The sequence below is a fragment of the Bradyrhizobium sp. 170 genome, assembly GCF_023101085.1.
Classification (GTDB): domain Bacteria; phylum Pseudomonadota; class Alphaproteobacteria; order Rhizobiales; family Xanthobacteraceae; genus Bradyrhizobium.
In genome coordinates this window covers 8,680,156-8,699,152 of record NZ_CP064703.1, presented here as the reverse complement: position 1 = coordinate 8,699,152, position 18,997 = coordinate 8,680,156, and the positions used below count along the sequence as shown (strand labels likewise).

15 protein-coding genes are annotated in these 18,997 nt (G+C 62.2%); 9 read left to right on the top strand and 6 right to left on the bottom strand.

Annotated elements, in window-relative coordinates:
* The first annotated feature begins 10 nt into the window (after positions 1–10).
* Entirely contained in the window at positions 11–3,172 is a 3,162-nt protein-coding gene (locus tag IVB05_RS41045; protein ID WP_247781804.1) for an efflux RND transporter permease subunit, read from the top strand.
* A 96-nt stretch (positions 3,173–3,268) separates the two neighbouring features.
* Here the strand turns inward: IVB05_RS41045 and IVB05_RS41040 are convergent, their stop codons facing one another.
* The 3 genes from IVB05_RS41040 to IVB05_RS41030 form a co-directional block, all read right to left on the bottom strand.
* Positions 3,269–4,270 carry an NADP-dependent oxidoreductase gene (locus IVB05_RS41040; RefSeq protein ID WP_247781802.1) on the bottom strand — a complete coding sequence of 334 codons (1,002 nt, stop codon included), beginning with the start codon at positions 4,268–4,270 and terminating at the stop codon, positions 3,269–3,271.
* Between the two features lie 92 nt (positions 4,271–4,362).
* Complete coding sequence (locus IVB05_RS41035; RefSeq protein ID WP_247781801.1) at positions 4,363–5,679, bottom strand: cyanophycin synthetase; 1,317 nt, start codon at positions 5,677–5,679, stop codon at positions 4,363–4,365.
* Positions 5,679–6,677, bottom strand: a complete 999-nt coding sequence (locus IVB05_RS41030; RefSeq protein WP_247781799.1) for a hypothetical protein — start codon at positions 6,675–6,677, stop codon at positions 5,679–5,681. Before IVB05_RS41030 ends, IVB05_RS41035 begins: the two co-directional genes overlap by 1 nt.
* A gap of 290 nt (positions 6,678–6,967) precedes the next feature.
* On the opposite strand from IVB05_RS41030, the gene IVB05_RS41025 reads away from it, so the two are divergent.
* The 3 genes from IVB05_RS41025 to IVB05_RS41015 all read left to right on the top strand — a co-directional run bounded on the left by IVB05_RS41025 (position 6,968) and on the right by IVB05_RS41015 (position 10,617).
* Positions 6,968–7,741, top strand: coding sequence for a ferredoxin--NADP reductase (locus IVB05_RS41025; protein ID WP_247781797.1), 774 nt, complete (start codon positions 6,968–6,970; stop codon positions 7,739–7,741).
* A gap of 191 nt (positions 7,742–7,932) precedes the next feature.
* Entirely contained in the window at positions 7,933–8,805 is an 873-nt protein-coding gene (locus IVB05_RS41020) for a patatin-like phospholipase family protein (RefSeq protein ID WP_247781796.1), read from the top strand.
* Between the two features lie 180 nt (positions 8,806–8,985).
* Positions 8,986–10,617, top strand: coding sequence for an FMN-binding glutamate synthase family protein (locus tag IVB05_RS41015; protein WP_247781794.1), 1,632 nt, complete (start codon positions 8,986–8,988; stop codon positions 10,615–10,617).
* 139 nt (positions 10,618–10,756) lie between these two features.
* On the opposite strand, the gene IVB05_RS41010 is transcribed toward IVB05_RS41015, so the two are convergent.
* The 3 genes from IVB05_RS41010 to IVB05_RS41000 form a co-directional block, all read right to left on the bottom strand.
* A complete protein-coding gene (locus IVB05_RS41010) occupies positions 10,757–12,787 on the bottom strand; it encodes a carbohydrate porin (protein WP_247781792.1) in 2,031 nt (676 codons plus the stop codon).
* Between the two features lie 496 nt (positions 12,788–13,283).
* Positions 13,284–13,544, bottom strand: coding sequence for a hypothetical protein (locus tag IVB05_RS41005; RefSeq protein ID WP_247781790.1), 261 nt, complete (start codon positions 13,542–13,544; stop codon positions 13,284–13,286).
* A 152-nt stretch (positions 13,545–13,696) separates the two neighbouring features.
* Positions 13,697–14,506, bottom strand: a complete 810-nt coding sequence (locus IVB05_RS41000; RefSeq protein ID WP_247781789.1) for a creatininase family protein — start codon at positions 14,504–14,506, stop codon at positions 13,697–13,699.
* 149 nt (positions 14,507–14,655) lie between these two features.
* Between IVB05_RS41000 and IVB05_RS40995 the strand changes: the two genes are divergently transcribed.
* The 5 genes from IVB05_RS40995 to IVB05_RS40975 are packed head-to-tail and all read left to right on the top strand — an operon-like array spanning position 14,656 to position 18,969.
* Positions 14,656–15,675, top strand: a complete 1,020-nt coding sequence (locus IVB05_RS40995) for an ABC transporter substrate-binding protein (protein WP_247781787.1) — start codon at positions 14,656–14,658, stop codon at positions 15,673–15,675.
* 6 nt (positions 15,676–15,681) lie between these two features.
* Positions 15,682–16,494: an ABC transporter ATP-binding protein gene (locus IVB05_RS40990; protein WP_247781786.1), complete on the top strand. Its 813-nt coding sequence runs from the start codon at positions 15,682–15,684 to the stop codon at positions 16,492–16,494.
* Positions 16,491–17,279: an ABC transporter permease gene (locus IVB05_RS40985; RefSeq protein ID WP_247781784.1), complete on the top strand. Its 789-nt coding sequence runs from the start codon at positions 16,491–16,493 to the stop codon at positions 17,277–17,279. The genes IVB05_RS40990 and IVB05_RS40985 overlap by 4 nt, the downstream gene beginning before the upstream one ends.
* A complete protein-coding gene (locus IVB05_RS40980; RefSeq protein ID WP_247781783.1) occupies positions 17,279–18,268 on the top strand; it encodes a 2-hydroxyacid dehydrogenase in 990 nt (329 codons plus the stop codon). Before IVB05_RS40985 ends, IVB05_RS40980 begins: the two co-directional genes overlap by 1 nt.
* The gene (locus IVB05_RS40975; RefSeq protein ID WP_247781781.1) at positions 18,268–18,969 is read left to right on the top strand and encodes an AprI/Inh family metalloprotease inhibitor; all 702 of its coding nucleotides are present in this window, start codon (positions 18,268–18,270) and stop codon (positions 18,967–18,969) included. Before IVB05_RS40980 ends, IVB05_RS40975 begins: the two co-directional genes overlap by 1 nt.
* Positions 18,970–18,997 lie beyond the last annotated feature (28 nt).

Genomic DNA, 18,997 nt, shown 5'->3' with positions numbered 1-18,997 from the left:
GAGCCGGGCCATGATTTCGAAATTTTTCATCGAGCGGCCCGTTCTTTCCAACGTCATCGCGATCCTGATGGTCCTGATCGGCGGCGTCTGCCTGCTCCGGCTGGCCGTCGCGCAGTATCCTGAGGTCGTGCCGCCGACGGTGCAGGTCACCACCCGCTATCCCGGCGCCAGCGCGAAAACCGTGATCGATACGGTGGCGCTGCCGATCGAGCAGCAGGTCAACGGCGTCGAGGACATGCTCTACATGCAGTCCTACAGCGGTGCCGATGGCACCTATACGCTGACGGTTACGTTCAAGATCGGCACCGACCTCAACTTCGCGCAGGTGCTGGTGCAGAACCGGGTCTCGAGCGCGCTGGCGCAGCTACCGCAGTCGGTGCAGAACCAGGGCGTCACCGTGCAGAAGAGATCGACGGCGATCCTGCTGTTCGTGACGCTGACCTCGCCGAAAGCGACCTATGACAGTCTGTTCCTGAGCAACTACGCCACTATCAACATCCGCGACGAGCTGTCGCGTTTGCCCGGCGTCGGCAACGTCACCGTGTTCGGGGCCGGTCAATACTCGATGCGGGTCTGGCTCGATCCGAACAAGCTGTATGCGCGCGGGCTGATGCCGCAGGATGTCATTTCCGCGATCCAGCAGCAGAGCCAGCAGGTCACCGCGGGCCAGGTCGGGGCACCGCCAGCGCCCGCAGGGCAGGCGTTCCAGTACACGCTGAACGTCAGTGGACGGCTCGACGACACCAGCGAGTTCGAGAACGTGATCGTCAAGACCGGCACCAGCGGCGACGTCACGCGTGTGCGCGATGTCGGCTGGGTCGAACTCGGCGCTCAGACCTACAGCCAGGCGTTCTCGCTCAACAACAAGCCGGCCACCGGCATCGGCGTATTCCAGTCGCCCGGCGCCAACGCGCTCGAGGTCCAGCGTGCCGTTGAGAAGAAGATGCAGGTGCTGGCGAAGTCGTTTCCGCAGGACGTGACCTACGACACGCCGTTCGACACCACCAAATTCGTCTCGGAATCGATCAATGAGGTCTACAAGACGCTGATCGAGGCGGGTTTGCTCGTTCTCGTCGTGATCCTGATCTTCCTGCAGGACTGGCGCGCGATGCTGGTGCCCGCGACCACGGTGCCGGTGACGATCATCGGCGCCTTTGCTGCGATGGCGGCGCTCGGCTTCACCGTCAATATCTCGACCCTGTTTGCGATCGTGCTCGCGATCGGCATCGTGGTGGATGACGCCATCGTCGTGGTCGAAGGCGCCGCGCACAACATCGAGAAAGGCATGTCCGGCCATGACGCCGCGATCAGCGCGATGGACGCGCTGTTTGCGCCGATCATCGGCATCACGCTGGTGCTGATCTCGGTGTTCCTGCCCTCGGCGTTTCTGCCGGGATTGACCGGGCAGATGTATGCGCAGTTCGCGCTGGTCATTGCCGCAACCGCGCTGCTCAGCGCCATCAACGCGGCGACGCTGAAGCCGACGCAGTGCGCGTTGTGGCTGCGCCGGCCGGTGCCGCCGGAGCAGCGCAACTTTTTCTACCGCGGCTTCAACGCGGTCTATAACCGCGTCGAGGCCGCCTATAGCCGGTTGATCGGCCGCCTGGTCGCACACAGCAATGTTTCTGTCATCTGCGCGCTGATCCTGATCGCCATCGGTGGCTACGGCCTGTCGCGGGTGCCGACCGGATTCATTCCGATCGAGGACCAGGGTTATCTCCTGGTCGCCGTGCAATTGCCTGATGGTGCGGCGCTTGAACGTACCCAGCGTGTGCTTACCCAGGTCAGCGAGATAGCCGGCAAGGCCCCGGGCGTCGATCAGGTGATCGCCATTTCCGGCATCTCCGCGCTCGACAATTCTTCCAGTCTCGCCAATGCGGGCGTCGCCTATTTGATCCTGAAAGAGTGGAGCGCGCGAGGGCCAGGTGAGGATCTGCGGTCGCTGTTCGTCGGATTGAACGAAAAGCTCTCCGTGATCGAGGAGGCGCGGATCCTGGTGGTCCCGCCGCCGCCGATCCAGGGTATCGGTAACGCCGCCGGCTTCGCGATGCAGGTCCAGCTCCGTGACGGCAATTCCGACTTCAGCAAGCTGCAGGCGATCACCGGCGCGATCGTCGCCAATGCGTCGTCACAGAGCGCGCTGCAGCGGGTGAGTTCGCCGTTCCGCTCGATGGTGCCGCAGTTCGACATCGAGGTGGATCGAATCAAGACCCAGACGCTGCATGTCACGACCGACCAGATCTTCTCGACGCTGTCGTCCTACATGGGTTCGACCTTCGTCAATCAGTTCAACAAGTTCGGTCGTACCTTCCAGGTCTATGCGCAGGCGGACGCGCAATTCCGCCTGACGCCGCGTGACATCCAGAACATGATGGTGCGTAACAGCAATGGCGACATGATCCCGCTCGGCACCGTGGCAAAGATTACGCCGGCGGTCGGTCCGTCGCTGATCAGCCTGTACAATCTGTATCCTTCCGCAACCATCATCGGCCTGCCGGCGACGGGTTACAGCTCAGGTCAGTCGATGAATCTGATGGAGCAGATTGCCGCGAAGACCCTGCCGCCCGGCACGGGCTTCGAGTGGACGGCGATGTCGTATCAGGAGAAGGTCGTCGGCGGCCAGATCTACTGGGCGTTCGGCCTTGGCCTCCTGCTGGTCTACCTCGTGCTGGCCGGACAATATGAAAGCTGGTACGCGCCGATCTCGGTGATTCTCGCAGTGCCGCTGTCCTTGCTCGGCCCAATGATCGTGCTGACGGGCTTAAGGATAGAGAACAACCTCTATACCCAGATCGGCATCATCCTGCTGATCGCGCTGTCGGCCAAGAACGCCATCCTGATCGTCGAGGTGGCGCTGGAACTGCACGTGCGCGATCGCAAGCCGCTGCTGGAATCCGCCGTCGAGGCGGCGCGAGCCCGGTTCCGGCCGATCCTGATGACGTCGTTTGCTTTCATCTTCGGCATGATCCCGCTGGTGCTCGCGACCGGCGCCGGCGCCAACGCCCGGAAGTCGATTGGCATCACGGCGGCCTCGGGCATGCTGGCCTCGACGTGTTTGGCCGTGCTGTTCGTGCCGACCTTCTTCGTCGTGATCCAGGGGTTCGAGAATTGGCTCAAGGAGCGGAAGCTGAAGAAGGCGGGGGCGCAGGCGGCGCCTGCCGCGACGCACTAAATCGTAGGGTGGGCAAAGCGAAGCGTGCCCACCGTCACGAGCGAATGGATAGATGGTGGGCACGGCGCGAAGCGCGCCTTTGCCCACCCTACGACATCACACCTTCACCATCCGTTTGCCGCGGTTTTCGCCGGCGAGCAGGCCGATCAGCGCTTTCGGCGTGTTCTCGATCCCGTCGATCACGTCTTCCTGCACCTTCAGTTTGCCTGAGGCCACCCAGGACTGCAGGTCGGCCAGCGCGGCGGCGCTCTCATTCATGTAATCCATCACGATGAAGCCCTGCATGATGAGGCGCTTCACCACGATCAGGCCGGGCACGCCGCGCGGGCCATGGGCGGACGGCGCGCCGTCATACTGCGAAATCGCGCCGCAGCAGGCGATGCGGCCGCGGTTGTTCATCAGCGAAAGGCAGGCTTCGAGAATGTCGCCGCCGACATTGTCGAAATAGACGTCGATGCCCTTGGGGGCGGCGGCGCGCAGCGCCTTGAAGGTGGCGCCGTCCTTGTAATCGACCGCGGCGTCGAAGCCGAGTTCGCTGGTCAGCCAGTGGCACTTGTCCTTGCCGCCGGCGATGCCGATGACGTTGCAGCCCTTGATCTTGGCAATCTGCCCGACAATCGATCCGACGGAGCCGGCGGCAGCCGACACGACGACCGTCTCGCCCTCCTTCGGCTTGCCGACATGCAGGAGGCCGAAATAGGCGGTGAGGCCGGCGATGCCGTACACGCTGAGCAAATGCGTCATCGGTTCCATCTTCGGCATCTTGGTGAGGTGCTTTGCCGGCACCGCGGCGTAATCCTGCCAACCGGTGTCGCCGAATACGATATCGCCCGGTGCGAGGCTTGAGGTCTTCGAGGCGACGACCTCCGCGATGCTGCCGCCGGCCATCACGGTGTTGGCCTCGACGGCGGCGCGATAGGTGGCGCCGTGCATCCACGCCCGGTTGGCGGCGTCAAGCGAGATATAGCGTGTTCGCACCAGCGCCTCGCCATCCTTCGGCTCAGGCACCGCGCCTTTGATCATCTTGAAGTGCTCAGGTCCGAGTTTGCCGGTGGGCTTCTCGACCAGCAGGATCTGACGATTGACGGTGTCGCTCATGATGTTCTCTCCCCTCGCATTGTCTTGTTCCGGCGTTTCCGGATGCACTGGCCGCGGACGAGCCGTTCGACTGCGCGGATTGTGCGCCACGTTCAGAAAAACTCCAAATCCTCCGCGCGGCCGCCCTTCACGACGGTCGCGTATTCGACCGCCAGGAATAATCCGCCCGCCACATACACGCTTCGCTTTTGTCGCAGAGCCATCTCTTGCGAGAGCCGCGCTGCGTCCGCGATTGTCGCGGCGAGATGAATGTTCGCTGTGGGATTGCCGCGTCGCGCCGCGGCAGCGATGACTTGCGCCTCGGCCCCCTTGTGGTGCGCCGCTGTGCAGATGATGGTGTCGAAGGAAGGCGCCAGCGCGCCGATGATCTCGTCTGCCCTTTTGTCGTGCGAAGCGCCGGTGACAAGGATCCAGCCGTCGCGGCCATGAATCGACATCAGGCTGGCTAGCGATTGCCGGATGCCGTCCGGGGTGTGGCCGACGTCGATCACGGTGAGCGGGTCGTGCCGGATGATTTCGAGTCGGCCGGGCCAGCGTGCCTCGCGCAGTCCGGCGCGTATCGCGGCTTCGATCCGGTCGGGAGCCTTGCGCGGCTGTTCGCGCTGCAGCCAGAGCAGGATCAGTGTGATCGCGATAGCCGAATTGCTGAACTGGAACGCGCCAGGCAAGTTCAGTTCGATCCGGCGAAAATCATGGTATCCGAACTGGAAATCAAAATGCTGCCCCGTGGCCGCAGCGTCCTCGTTATCGACGGCGATTTCATCGCGGATGAACAGCGAGGTGCGGTCGGCTCCGCGATTATACTCGACGAGATGCGGCCGCAGGTCCCGGCAGTTTTCGCCATAGACGATCGTGCCGCCGGCGGCGCAGGCGTCGCTCTTGTCCGATGCGATCAGTTCAAGCGAGTGTCCGAGCAATTCGACATGCTCGTAATCGACCGAAGTGACGCAAGTCTCGTGCGCGCCGACGAGGCGGACCGGGTCGTAGCGCCCGCCGATGCCGGCCTCGAACACGGCGAAGTCGCATCCGCTCTCCTGGAAGTGCAGGCAGGCAAGCGCGAACAGCGCTTCGAAGGCACCGAACTTCTCGCCCATCCTCTGCGAGACGGTTGCAATGGCAGCTTCGACCCGCATTCTCAGGCGAACGAACGCGTCGTCGCCGATCTCGACGCCGTCGATCTGAATCCGTTCGTTGAAACGAAAAAGATGCGGGGAGGTGAAAAGCCCGGTCCGCAGGCCATAGGCGCGGCCGATTTGAGCGCACATCGCCGCCGTGCTGCCCTTGCCGTTTGATCCGGTTACCGCCACGGAGATGCGTTGCAGCCGCGCGCGATCGATGGAAAGCGCCTCCAGCAGCACGGCCATGCGCGCGAGGCAGATGCCAGCGCCGTATTTCGGCAGGTCGAACACTACAGCAATCCCATGGCGGAGAAGGTGTGATGCCAGATTTTTAGAATGAGGTCGCCGCGATTGGATTCTTCCAGCAGCCGGATCGCGGGATTGGAGTTGATCTCGATGATCTCGATTGCCTCCGGATTGCCGCCGACATCGACGAACATGTCGATGGCCGCGACGCGAAGTCCGATCGCGCGCGCGGCCTGCCGCGCCAACGTGATGGACTTTTCGGATGGCGCCGGCGCCAGCACCATCGTGCCGCCCGCGCTCAGATTCATGCGCCCGGGAATCTCGCAGCGCTCGCCCCTTGCCGGGACAGCATCGAGCGACGGATCATGGTTCGGCAGCGAAGCAGGCGAGAGGCCGCGGGCGCGCAGCGCGTCGTTATGGATGATGAGCAGTTCACGAACGGTGTGCACGCCGTCGGCCGTGACGGACGGCGGATATTTTCGCGCGCAATAGAGCACATCATCGTCGAGCAGAAAAACGCGATACTCTGTCCCTTCGACGATCGGCTGGATCAGGACCGCGTCATAATACTTCATGACGTCATCGAGATACCGAACCAGCGCCGCTTCGCCGTGAACGGCTTGCGCGAAATCGCCGCGCGATCCCGTCAGCGGCTTGACGAAGGCCGATCCGCCCAATGTGTTGAAACAGGCAACCGCGTCGCTGCGCTCATGTCCCGCCGGGCGATGCGCGCGATAGCGCTCGTGAAGGAAGAAATATTCGCCGCCAAGCGCCGGGACGCCGGCTTCGCGCAGGATCCGGCTCGTAAAATGTTTGTCGGATGCCAGCGTCGAGGCGGTGGCGTTGTTTTGCGGATACCAGGAACTTCGGCCGGCGCCGAAATGAACCAGCCTGTCGCGTGATGCGACGCTGAAAAGCAATCCCGATCCACCGTCGAGGTCGCGAAAGTGGAGCCCGAATTCGGCGCAGGCAAATTCGGCATAGATCGACTGGTCCGGATAAAAGCCCGGTTTACCCTTTCGAAATTCGCCTGGGCTTCGCATGCGATCTCTTTTTGAAACGTTCTTAATTTGGTGTGGTCATTTATTGCCAGATCGATGCCGAATTCAGCAAGTTAATTGCGCGAGAAAGCGTTAACGAAGCGAATCGAACCTTTTTGCAAAATAGACCGACAGCTATTCCGAGTTCTCAATTGTGCTGCAGGTCATATTGACTATGTGTGTCCTGTGCGCAAATGAAGCGCCAAAACGCCAATGATTTCGCTGATTTTTGGCAATTCGAGGCCCGAAAACCGAAACGTTCTACATCGAGACGTCAGGAAAAACGAAAACCCATGAGCGCATTCTATAGAGAGAAAGTTCTTTCTGTCCGCCACTGGACCGATACGCTTTTCAGCTTCCGAGCCACCCGCGATTCCGGTTTCCGCTTCCAGAACGGCCAGTTTGCGATGATCGGCCTCGAGGTCGAGGGCCGGCCGCTTTTGCGCGCCTACAGCATGGCGAGCGCCAATCACGAGGAAGAACTCGAATTCTTCTCCATCAAGGTCGCGGACGGGCCGCTGACCTCGAAGCTGCAGAAGATCCGCGAGGGCGACGAAATCCTGGTCGGCCGCAAGGCGACCGGCACGCTGATCACCGACAATCTGATTCCGGGCAAGCGCCTGCTGCTGCTGTCGACCGGCACGGGTCTGGCGCCGTTCGCGAGCCTGATCAAGGACCCCGACGTCTATGAGCGGTTCGAGACCATCGTGCTCGTTCACGGCTGCCGTCAGGTTTCCGAACTCGCCTATGGCGAAGAGCTGGTCGCCAAGCTGCGTGACGACGAACTGTTCGGACCGTTGCTGTCGGAGAAGTTGCTGTATTACCCGACGGTGACCCGCGAGCCGTTCCGCAACCGCGGCCGCATCACCGACCTGATCTCGTCCGAGCAGTTGTTCAACGACATTCACCAGGCGCCGCTCAATATCGAGACCGATCGCATCATGATGTGCGGCAGCCCGGGGATGCTGGACGAACTGAAGCAGATGTTCGAATCCGGCGGCTTCCTCGAAGGCAGCCACAACACGCCCGGCCATTTCGTGATCGAGAAGGCGTTCGTCGAGCGTTGAGTTCATGCGTAGCCCGGATGGAGCGAAGCGAAATCCGGGATCACGTTTCTCTGCCGATGAAGTCGTCCCCGGATTGCGCTTCGCTCCATCCGGGCTACGGGCACCCCAGTAGCCCACCCCATTCCCCCACTGCTATAACCACCTCAACGTCGCGCGGCCTGTTGCCGACGCGGCGATGAGGGAGTGTGTGCGTGTCGGTACGCGATGAGATCGGTCCGGCAAAAACCGCCTTTGTGTTTGCGGGCGGCGGCAGCTTCGGGGCCATCCAGGTGGGCATGCTGCATTCGCTCGCCGCCCACGGCGTCGCCGCTGATATGGTGGTCGGCTGCAGCGTTGGCGCCCTGAACGGCGCGTTCTATGCCGGCGATCCCACGCTCGATGGCGTGCAGCGGCTCGCTGCGATCTGGCGCGGCTTGACCCGGCACGACATCTTTCCGATGAGCTGGCGGACGGTGCTGAGCTTTTTGTGGCGCCGCGATTTCCTGATCCCCCATGACGGCATCCGCAAGCTGATCGAGGATCACATCCCCTATCGCAACCTGGAGGAGGCGAAGCTGCCGGTGCATATCGTCACCACCGACATCGTTTCCGGCGACAGCGTGGTGCTGTCGGAAGGCTCCACAGCGGAGGCGATCGTTGCGTCCACCGCGATCCCGGGCGCGTTCTCGCCGATCCGCTACAAGGGCTATTATCTCGCCGATGGCGCGATCTCCAGCAACACGCCGATACAGGTCGCGGTGAACAAGGGCGCCAGGCGCCTGATCATTCTGCCGACCGGTCACGCCTGCGCGAACCAGGCGCCGCCGGTCGGGGCGGTCGCCAACGCGCTGCACGCGCTCACGCTCCTGATCGCGCGGCAACTGGTCAACGAGCTCGAAGCGCTTGCGCCCGATATCGAGTATTTCGTGGTGCCGCCGCTCTGCCCGCTGGTTGGTTCACCTTACGATTTCTCGCGAACCGCCGATCATATCGACCGCGCCATTCTCTCCACCGACGCCTGGCTCGCCCAGCACGGCCTGCAGCAGGGCAAGATTCCGCACGAGATGCGGTTGCACAGCCACTGAGTGGTTGGGCGCCGGGCCGTTACGCTGCACTGCAAAAGGCGACAGATTTATTCAAGCCGCCAACTATTTTTTCGAGCCGTCGTCACTTCCGTGAGTACCGTTCCGTATATCGTGTAGCGCTCGTTCCGGCGGTTGGACTAAGCTGGCACTGGCGATGCGACAATCCGGCTGAGGGGTTCCATGGAAACGCTGCTGCTTCCGTTCTCGCCACGCTACATCATTTTGACGGTCTGCGCCGTCGTCACGGCATTGCTGATCGGCATCGGGATTTTCGACCATAATCTCAAGGTGTGGGAAATTCTGCTGATCCCGATCGTGATTTTCGGCGCCCTCACATTTCTCGGCATTCGCGATCTCCTGCAAAAGAACCACGCGGTTTTGCGCAACTATCCGATATCAGCGCATATTCGTTTCCTGCTCGAGGAAATTCGCCCCGAGATACGGCAGTACTTCTTCGAGAGCGAAAAGGACGGCATGCCGTTCTCCCGCGACACCCGCGCCCTGGTCTATCAGCGCGCCAAGATGCAACTCGACAAGCGGCCGTTCGGTACCCAGGAAGACGTCTATCGCGAGGGTTACGAATGGATGCATCATTCGGTGGCGCCGAAGGCTCGTAGCGGCGCTGAATTTCGCGTCACCATCGGCGGACCGGATTGCACCAAGCCTTATTCGGCATCGGTCTTCAACATCTCGGCGATGAGTTTTGGCGCGCTCAGCCCCAACGCCGTGCGCGCGCTGAACATAGGCGCCAAGAGGGGCGGCTTCGCGCATGACACCGGTGAGGGCGGTGTCAGTCCCTATCACCGCGAAAACGGCGGCGACCTCATCTGGGAGATCGGCTCCGGCTATTTCGGCTGCCGCAACCGCGATGGTTCGTTCAACCCGGAAGAATTCGCCCGCGTCGCGGCCGACGACCAGATCAAGATGGTCGAACTCAAGATCAGCCAGGGCGCCAAGCCCGGACATGGCGGCGTGCTGCCGGCAGCCAAAGTGTCGACGGAGATCTCCAAAATCCGGGGCGTCGCGATGGGCGAGGATTGCATCTCGCCGGCCACCCACCGCGCGTTTTCAACGCCACTGCAGATGATGGCGTTTATCGGCGAGATGCGCAGGCTGTCGGGCGGCAAGCCGACCGGGTTCAAGATGTGTGTCGGCCATCCCTGGGAATTCCTGGCGATCTGCAAGGCGATGCTGGAGACCGGCATTTATCCTGACTTCATCGTCGTCGACGGCAATGAGGGCGGCACCGGCGCGGCGCCGCTGGAGTTCATGGATCATCTGGGTATGCCGATGCGTGAGGGCGTCAGTTTCGTCCATAACGCGCTGATCGGCATCAATGCGCGCGACCGCGTCAGGATCGGCGCCGCCGGCAAGATCGCGACCGCCTTCGACATGGCCCGCGCCATGGCGATCGGCGCCGACTGGTGTAATTCCGCGCGCGGCTTCATGTTCGCTCTCGGCTGCATCCAGTCCTTGAGCTGCCACACCGATCGCTGTCCGACCGGTGTGAGCACGCAGGATCCCTTGCGCGCCCGGGCGCTGGTGGTGCCGCTCAAGACCGAGCGGGTCTACAGCTACCATCACGCCACCCTGCACGCGTTGTCCGAGCTTCTCGCCGCCGCCGGCCTCGACCATCCGCAGCAGTTGCGGTCGATCCACTTCTCGAAGCGAACGTCGAGCACCGAGGTAATGTCATTTGCGAAGCTCTACCCGTCGCTGCGGCCGGGCGAGTTGATCGAAGGCACCCAGGATCCGCGCTTCCGCGATGCCTGGGCGATGGCGCGCACGGATTCGTTCCAGCCGGTGGGGTAAGGCGCGAATTCGACCGCGTAGCCCGGATGGAGCGAAGCGCAATCCGGGAACATCTCGCCTGCGGACAGGCTTACCCGGATTGCGCTGCGCTACATCCGGGCTACGTCGCCGCTTTCGCAAGGGCGACGCAGAAAATCAGCTAAAACTCGCCGTGGAAGCGCCCGGAGAAGATGTGGACCGGGCCGCGGTCGGCGTTATAGGCGGGGTTGGTGATCAACTGGTAATCGGCGGTGAGGGTGAAGTTCTTGTCGATCGCGTAGGCGTAGTAGGTCTCGAGGATTCGTTCGTTGCTGTAGTTGAGACGGCCGTCGCCGATCAACAGGCCGAGGCCGCCGGCCGCCAGGAAATCGCGGTGCGCGCCGGAGAGTCCGTTGATTGCACCGCCCAGACCGAATGTATCGCTCGGCCGTCCCCAATAGCTGCCCTTGACCGACAGGCCTGCCGAAACGCTGCGATCAATGTCGGTAAAGGACAGGATTTGGTTCCGGCCGTCGTTCCAGCTCGCACGGGCGAACAGGCCGACATCCTTCATGAGCTGTTGTTCGGCGTTGACGTAAAATCCGTATTTTAGATTTTGGCGCTGGATGTCTGTCATGACGTTGTTGATGTCGAGCGCCGGGTCTGCGGCGCTGATCGCCAGCGCGTTGCGGTAGTTGCCGGTATTGCCGCGATTGGCGAAGATGCCGAGCCGCAGTTTGCCGGGCTGGTCGAACACGGTGTGACGTTCTTCGAATTCGACCACCGCGCCGCCGGTCTTGAAGGTGAGGACATCGCTGTTAGGAGCGGACGGCACCTGGAACAGGCCGGCGCGCACGGCCCAATCCTTGCGGTTGAGTTCGACGACGGCGCCGCGGGTAAATCCGGGGAGGTCGGCCGGAAAGTCATAGGCGGCCGACGCCCACATTGCCCAGTTCATGAAGTCCACGCGTGGATCTTTTGCGTAGGAATTGCCGTCAAAGAAATCGCCGACCGCAAATCGTCCGACCGTTACCGTGACCCGGTCGATGTCGCGTTTGCCCGGCAACTGATTGGGCGCATCCGCGACTTCTTCCTGCTCGCCTCCCAGCCCGAACGTCTGCCGGAAGAAATAGCGCTGAGCGCGGAATCTCGGATACTCGGCACCGCCTTTCTGTGCTTCGCCGTTTGAAAAACCTCCCAGGCCTAATGTGCCGCCGATTCCAAAGCCCTGCGCAAGCTCCGGACCAAAATAGAGCTCTCCGCCGTCCCACAACCGCCACCCGAGAAAGGCTCCGACCGTCCAGGTCTCTCTCACGCGTCCGTCGCCGGGCAGGCTGTTCGTACCTTGATACGGCGAGCGGAAGCTCGGATAGCCCTGCGATATGAAGGTCGTCTGGGCGTGGACGTTCCAGTCCCTGGATACGGGAGGGGTGGGTGGCTTGATGGCGTAATCGCCTGACGTCGCCGAAGGCGGCCCGTCCCAGATCTTGTAGTTCAATCCGAGTTTGACGGTGTGGACCTTCGGGTCGATGGCGACGTCCGGCAGCGATACATCCGCAAGCCCGTAGGTTCGGGCTCCCAGATCGATGTAGCCATATTCGATTTTTGCACTCCATTTGGCATCGGCGGCATATTCGACGCCAATACCTGCGGTCCAGCCAAGAGGTGCGTGCCCCCGCTCGGATAACAGGCTGCCGTCGACATCATTGACGTCGACGCGGGTTCGGGCCCAGGCGGCGCCGCCGGTCACATAGGGCAGCAGCGTTCCGAATGCGTATCCGACGCGTCCCCGGACCGTGGCAATGTAGTCGAAGCTGGTGTTGAAAGGGGCCGGCGCAAGCCTTGGACGATCAAGCGTGCTCAGGAACGAAACATCGGCCTCGGCGCCCAACACCAGATTGTTCGGGAGCTGAAAATTGTAGCCGGCCTGATAGCCGCCAATCAGGCCCGTGATGCTGTGGGGAAAGAACACGCCTTGCAGCGGCAGCGGATTGGTACCGGGACCGAAGCTGCCGCCGCCGTAGCCGACATGGCCGCCGAGATAGAAGCCGCTCCAGTCGAACGCCGGACGAAGATGCAGCGCCTTGAGCGGCAGGTCGGCCGCAATTGCCGGACTGCCGAGCGCCAGCGCGCCGAACGCGGCGCTGGCCAGCGCATATTCCAGGGATCGGCGGTTGCGGTTCACAGTGCGGACATTCCCGGTGCGACCCATGCTGTCGCTGCTTGCCATCACTGCAGATTCGAATGCCTGCCGCCACCCAACGATTGAAGGCATCAACCCCGCCGCCCCCCGAAATTCCCGCGGTTCCTCCCCGATCAGCGCCAGATCGGGATCATTCCGCCATTTACGCCCGACCCTTATTGCAAGTAATTCGCAATAGCAAGAAGAGGACCCCGCGACTGCGGTTAGATGGCACCGTTGCGTGACGTGGTTGCAACACGTCATCGCCGTTGCCGCTACCGTTCGGACAGATCGCTGACGGGTGTTCGGAGACATCGCCGACACATCGCGACGAGCCGGGCTCGGCGGCCAGCCTGCATCCCAAAAAAGGGTGACCCGCCCGGGGGGACAACCGGGCGGGTCGGGTTCAGCACGGGGTGGATGAGGCGCCCGTGCTGGACGCAAATCCACGAGAAGCGTTTTGGGGGTCTGAAGTGGTTGTTTGAAGAGAACGCTTCTCAAACAGAAACCAAGTCAGCCGAAGAAATCAGTAACCGCAGGTCCGGACGCGGCCGATGTAATTGCCGAAAGCGTCGAACTGGCGAACCCAGCCGCAGCGGCGATAGCCGTCGTAGTAGTAGCCGGGGCCAGAAGCGGCGATCGCGGTGCCGACGATGGCGGCGCCAACGAGGCCGGCTCCGACACCCCAGTGCAGCGGCTTGGCTTGCGCCTGGGTGGTGGAAGCGATCGTGCCGGTAACGGCAAGGGTAGCGAGGGCGAGAGCGGCGAACTTGGTCTTGATCGACATGGAAGTCTCCATCCTGTGTTGAGCGGCCATTGTGGTCCGCATGCCCAGTTGGACGGAGGCTCCTCGAAAGCGGTTCGAGGCGACGGCTGGAAATATGGTTTCGTCGTTTATTTCTTCGATATTTCAGATGGTTACGAGAATAAATCGGGATTCTATGCTTTACGAAGAAACAATTCCGGATCGAATTTGTCGACATCGTCGAGCAATTCGCAGAACGCGCGTGCGCCGTGATCGAGCAGTTGTTCGCCCTTCTCCGCGGAGGCTTTGGTGGCGTCGCCGACCGCGCCGCTTTCATGCAGATCCTGCGTCTGCCACGCAAAGGGGACCGGCCGATGCGCCGAGAGCCAACGAAATTTTTTCTCCATCGCGATGCTGGCGGGATGAAAATCCGCGATCGCCTCTCGCCGCACGGTGTGCGGATAGCGCGCCAGCATGATCGACGTCTCGACCGCGCCGCCGTGAATGCCATGACGCAGCTCTTCCGCGGAAAACAATCCATCCGGCGCACCGAAGCGCGACCAGCTCGTCGTGACCACGAGAAGCCCGTGATGCGCGCGCAGATCCTGCGCCACCAGCGACATCGCCGCGCTGTTACCGCCATGGCTCGTCACGATCACGAGCTTGCGGATGCCCGATCGCGCGACACTCTCGCCGATCGCCATCCACTCCTTCAATGCGACAACGGTCGGCAGCGTCAGCGTGCCCGGGTAATCGATATGTTCGGTGGAAATGCCGACCGGCTGCAGCGGCAGAAAAGTGACGGGAAGTGCTACAGGCAGCAGCTCGCGCACCCGCGCCAGATAGGCCTCGCCGATCAGGACGTCGGTTTCCAGCGGCAGATGCGGGCCGTGCTGTTCGGTCGCCGCCAGCGGCAGCACCGCGATCCAGCGCGCGGCGTCGGTCCTGGCAATATCCGGCCAGTGGATGTCGGTCCAGTCGCGGGGCGGAACGGTTGAAGCCATCGAGCGAAGCGTTTCTTTGGATGAATTTGCAGGGTAGTTTGTTAGATATTCCGGGGACTGATCCAACCCCTAAAATCAAACCCTTGGGGGACGTTGTCTTACGTCCATTGCCTCCCATCATGGGCCAGAACGATCGACGGAGTCCAATCATGAACCCGGCCTTTTTGACGCGAGCGTTAACCGCAGGTCTTCTGGCGCTGGCTGCGGCGCTGATGCCGGCGCGCGCGCAGACCCTCGACAAGGTGTCGTTTGGAACCAACTGGGTGGCGGAGGCCGAACATGGCGGCTTCTTCCAGGCGGTCGCCGACGGCACCTACAAGAAATACGGCCTCGACGTCACCATCGTGCCGGGTGGTCCCAACACCAACAATCGCATCCTGCTGACCGCCGGCAAAATCGACTTCTTCATGACCGCGAACACGCTGCAATCCTTCGACGCGGTCACCAACAACGTACCGGTGGTCGCCGTCGCGGCCATCTTCCAGAAGGATCCGCAGGTTTTCCTGACCCATCCGGAAACCAAAATTGCAAAACTCGAGGATCTCAAGCCGCTCACGCTATTCGTGTCCAAGGAAGGCGTCGCGAGCTATTTCCAGTGGCTGAAGTCCGAATACGGGTTCAGCGAGAGCAAGGTGAAACCCTACACCTTCAATTCGCAGCCCTTTATCGTCAACAAGCAGAGCGCGATGCAAGGCTATGTCACGTCGGAACCCTACGCCGTCGAGAAGGCCGCGGGCTTCAAGCCGGGCGTGATCCTGCTCGCCGATCACGGCTTCAACGCCTATTCGACGCTGATCGAGACCCGCCACGAGATCGTCGACAAGAAGCCCGACCTCGTTCAGCGCTTCGTCGATGCTTCCTCCATTGGCTGGTACAATTATCTCTACGGCGACAATTCGGCCGGCAATGCGATGATCAAGAAGATGAACCCGGAAATGACCGACGAGTTGCTCGGTTATTCCGTCACCAAGATGAAGGAATACGGCATCGTCGATTCCGGCGATACCTTGCGCGACGGCATCGGCGCCATGACCGACGCGCGCGTGGCGAGCTTCTTCGACAAGATGGTGCGGGCCGGCGTGGTTCGCCGCGATATCGACTACCGCCAGGCCTACACGTTGCGCTTCGTCAACAAGGGCGTCGGTGTCGATCTGCGGCCGAAGAACTGACGCGAGATGGCCGAGCCTGCTTTGTCCGAGACGGATATCGATGCGGCGGGCCTTGCGGTGCGCCTGCGCGCCGTTACCAAGATCTATGATAACGGCGTGACCGCGCTCGGGCCGCTCGATCTCGATGTCGCAAAAGGCGAGTTCGTCTCGTTGCTCGGGCCTTCCGGCTGCGGAAAATCGACCGCGCTGCGGCTGATCGCGGGGCTCAGCGCGCCGAGCGCGGGCACGGTGAACGTTTCCCATCGCGCCCACAGGAAGGATGGGCGGCATCCCATCGGCTTCGTGTTTCAGGAGCCTACCCTGATGCCGTGGGCAAGCGTGCGTGAAAACGTTCGCCTGCCGCTGAAACTTTCGCATGCGCCGGCGACCGATGCCGACAGCCGCATCGAGGAGGCGCTGGTGCAGGTCGGCCTTTCCGAATTTGCCGATGCATACCCCCGTGAATTATCCGGCGGCATGAAGATGCGGGCCTCATTGGCGCGTGCGCTCGTCACCGACCCGGATATTCTGCTGCTGGACGAGCCGTTCGCGGCGCTCGACGAGATCACGCGCTTTCGGCTCAACAACGATCTGCTTGATCTGTGGCGCAGGCTGCACAAGACCGTCATCTTCGTCACCCATTCGGTGTTCGAGTCGGTCTACCTGTCGCAGCGGGTGACCGTGATGACGGCGCGGCCGGGCCGTCTCGCCAGCGAATTTCGCATCGCCACGGTGGGGCCGCGCGGGGAGGAGTTTCGCACCTCGGCCGAATATGCCGCCTATTGCCGCGAGGTTTCCAGCGCGCTCGCGCCTTCCTATTCCGGGCAACGCAGCGCATGAGCTCCTTCCCGAATATCGGCCGGATGCTGATGCCAGCCGTTGTGCTGGCGGCGGGCCTGGCGCTGTGGGAACTCGTGGTGCGCGTCAACGACATCCAGCCTTACGTGCTGCCGAGCCCTTATCTCGTGTTTTGGACGCTCGTCGGCGACTGGCCGGTGCTGTCGGAATCGCTCGGCGTCACCTTGCTCACCACGCTGGAAGGCTTTATCGCCGCGGCCGTCGGCGGCATCGCGCTGGCGCTGTTGTTCAATCAGTCGAAATGGCTGGAATATTCGCTGTTTCCCTATGCGGTGATCCTGCAGGTCACGCCGGTGATCGCAATTGCGCCGTTATTGCTGATCTATCTGCCGCAGCAAACGGCAGTCATCGTCTGCGCCTGGATCGTCGGTTTCTTTCCGGTCCTGTCCAACACCACGCTTGGGCTGAATTCGGTGGACCGCAATCTGGCCGGGCTGTTTCAACTCTATGGCGCGTCACGGCTGCAGACGCTGCGGTACCTGAAATTGCCGGCGGCGCTGCCGTATATCCTTGGCGGCTTGCGGATCGCGGGCGGCCTGTCGCTGATCGGCGCCGTGGTCGCCGAAATCGCGGCGGGCACCGCGGGCGCCGGCTCCGGCCTTGCGTTCCGGATCGCCGAGTCCGGCTATCGCCTCAACATTCCCCGAATGTTCGCGGCGTTGCTGTTGCTGTCCGTCGCCGGGATTGTCATCTATGGGCTGCTGGCGCTAGTTTCGCATCTGGTACTACGGCGCTGGCATGAGAGCGCGCTTGGAAAGGAAAATTGATGGCTGCCGCGAATATTTCGTCCGAAAAGATCGACCTCCTGATTTATGGGCCGATCAGGCCGATCCTGGAAAACGGCTTTTCGGATCAGTTCGTCCTGCATATGGCGGAGAGCCGTGCCGACCTCGAGCGGTTGACGCCCGACACGATCGCGAAGATCCGCGGCATGGCGGTGACCTATCACATGGTGCCGGCCGACGCGAAGGCGCTATCGCAGTTTCCAAAACTCGAAATGGTCGCGAGCTTCGGCGTCGGCTACGACCATGTCGATTCCACCTATGCGCGTGAGCACGATATCGTCGTCACCAACACGCCCGACGTGCTGACGGAAGAAGTCGCCGACGTCGCGATGGGGCTTCTGATTTCGACATTGCGCGAGTTCGTCAAGGCCGACCGCTATCTGCGCTCGGGCTTGTGGCAGGCACAGAACTATCCCTTGAGCGTCGGCTCGCTGCGCGACCGCAAGGTCGGCATCGTCGGCATGGGCCGCATCGGGCAGGCGATCGGACGCCGGCTCGAAGCCTCGCTCGTGCCGGTGTCCTATCACTCGCGCAATCCGTCTTCGGCCGTCTCCTACAAGCACTATCCCGACCTGATGGAAATGGCGAAGGCGGTGGACACGCTGATCGTGATCGTGCCCGGCGGCGCCTCTACCGCCAAGATGATCAATGCCGACGTGCTGAAGGCGCTCGGTCCGCGCGGCGTGCTGATCAACGTCGCGCGCGGCTCCGTTGTCGACGAACCGGCGCTGGTCGCGGCGCTGAAATCCGGCACCATTCTCGCGGCGGGGCTCGACGTGTTCGCCAACGAGCCGAACGTGCCGGACGAGCTGAAGGCCATGCAAAATGTCGTGCTGTTGCCACATATCGGCTCAGCTTCGGTGGTAACGCGCAACGCCATGGATCAGCTCGTCGTCGACAATCTGAAAAACTGGTTTGCCGGCAAGGCGCCGTTGACGCCTGTACCGGAAACCCCCGTGAAGGGACGCTGATGTTGCGCAGGTGTTCGGGCATCACGGTGGCAGCGCTGACGGCGCTGCTGGCGCTTGCGCCGCCGGTAGCGGCGCAGGATGCCTCGACCCTGAAGAAGGACATGATCGGGCAGTGGGAGCTTGCCACTACCGAGCGCAGCAAGACCTGCGTCGTCACGCTGAAGGGCGATACGACGCCGCAAGGATTGAAGCTTGAGCTGGAGCCTGGCTGTGCGAAGGCGCTGCCGTTTACGAAGGATATCACCGCCTGGAATATCAAGGGGCTGGATATCGTGCGGATGCAGGACGCAGCAGGCCAGCCAGTGATCGACTTTACCGAAGTCGAGAGCGGCATTTTCGAAGGCTTGCGGACCGGCGAGGGCGTCTACATTCTGCAGAACCTCGCCGCCGCCCGCTCGCTCGCCAAATCGATGGACCAGATGATCGGCGACTGGTCGATGGTTCGCGGCAACGGCCAGACGATCTGCGGCCTGACGCTGACCAACACGGAAGCCACCGGCGATAATTTCCAGGTGTTCCTGAAGCCGAAATGCGATCCGGCGGTCGCAGCTTTTGCGCCGAACCAATGGCGGCTGGACCGTGGGCAGATGATCCTGATGTCGGCGACAGGCCAGACGTGGCAATTCGAGGCCGATGACAATGCGCAGTGGCGGCGGGTGCCTGACACGGCGGACCCCCTGATCATGATCCGGGGACAATAGGCGGTATCCCGGGGTCGGGATTTTTTTT

Bases quoted from the DNA above. Each gene is read 5' to 3' on its own strand.
- IVB05_RS41000 (WP_247781789.1), bottom strand. From the start codon at position 14,506: ATGGCTTCAACCGTTCCGCCCCGCGACTGGACCGACATCCACTGGCCG.
- IVB05_RS40990 (WP_247781786.1), top strand. From the start codon at position 15,682: ATGGCCGAGCCTGCTTTGTCCGAGACGGATATCGATGCGGCGGGCCTT.
- IVB05_RS40975 (WP_247781781.1), top strand. From the start codon at position 18,268: ATGTTGCGCAGGTGTTCGGGCATCACGGTGGCAGCGCTGACGGCGCTG.
- IVB05_RS40985 (WP_247781784.1), top strand. From the start codon at position 16,491: ATGAGCTCCTTCCCGAATATCGGCCGGATGCTGATGCCAGCCGTTGTG.
- IVB05_RS41040 (WP_247781802.1), bottom strand. From the start codon at position 4,270: ATGAGCGACACCGTCAATCGTCAGATCCTGCTGGTCGAGAAGCCCACC.
- IVB05_RS40980 (WP_247781783.1), top strand. From the start codon at position 17,279: ATGGCTGCCGCGAATATTTCGTCCGAAAAGATCGACCTCCTGATTTAT.
- IVB05_RS41030 (WP_247781799.1), bottom strand. From the start codon at position 6,677: ATGCGAAGCCCAGGCGAATTTCGAAAGGGTAAACCGGGCTTTTATCCG.
- IVB05_RS41045 (WP_247781804.1), top strand. From the start codon at position 11: ATGATTTCGAAATTTTTCATCGAGCGGCCCGTTCTTTCCAACGTCATC.
- IVB05_RS41010 (WP_247781792.1), bottom strand. From the start codon at position 12,787: ATGGGTCGCACCGGGAATGTCCGCACTGTGAACCGCAACCGCCGATCC.
- IVB05_RS41025 (WP_247781797.1), top strand. From the start codon at position 6,968: ATGAGCGCATTCTATAGAGAGAAAGTTCTTTCTGTCCGCCACTGGACC.
- IVB05_RS41015 (WP_247781794.1), top strand. From the start codon at position 8,986: ATGGAAACGCTGCTGCTTCCGTTCTCGCCACGCTACATCATTTTGACG.
- IVB05_RS40995 (WP_247781787.1), top strand. From the start codon at position 14,656: ATGAACCCGGCCTTTTTGACGCGAGCGTTAACCGCAGGTCTTCTGGCG.
- IVB05_RS41005 (WP_247781790.1), bottom strand. From the start codon at position 13,544: ATGTCGATCAAGACCAAGTTCGCCGCTCTCGCCCTCGCTACCCTTGCC.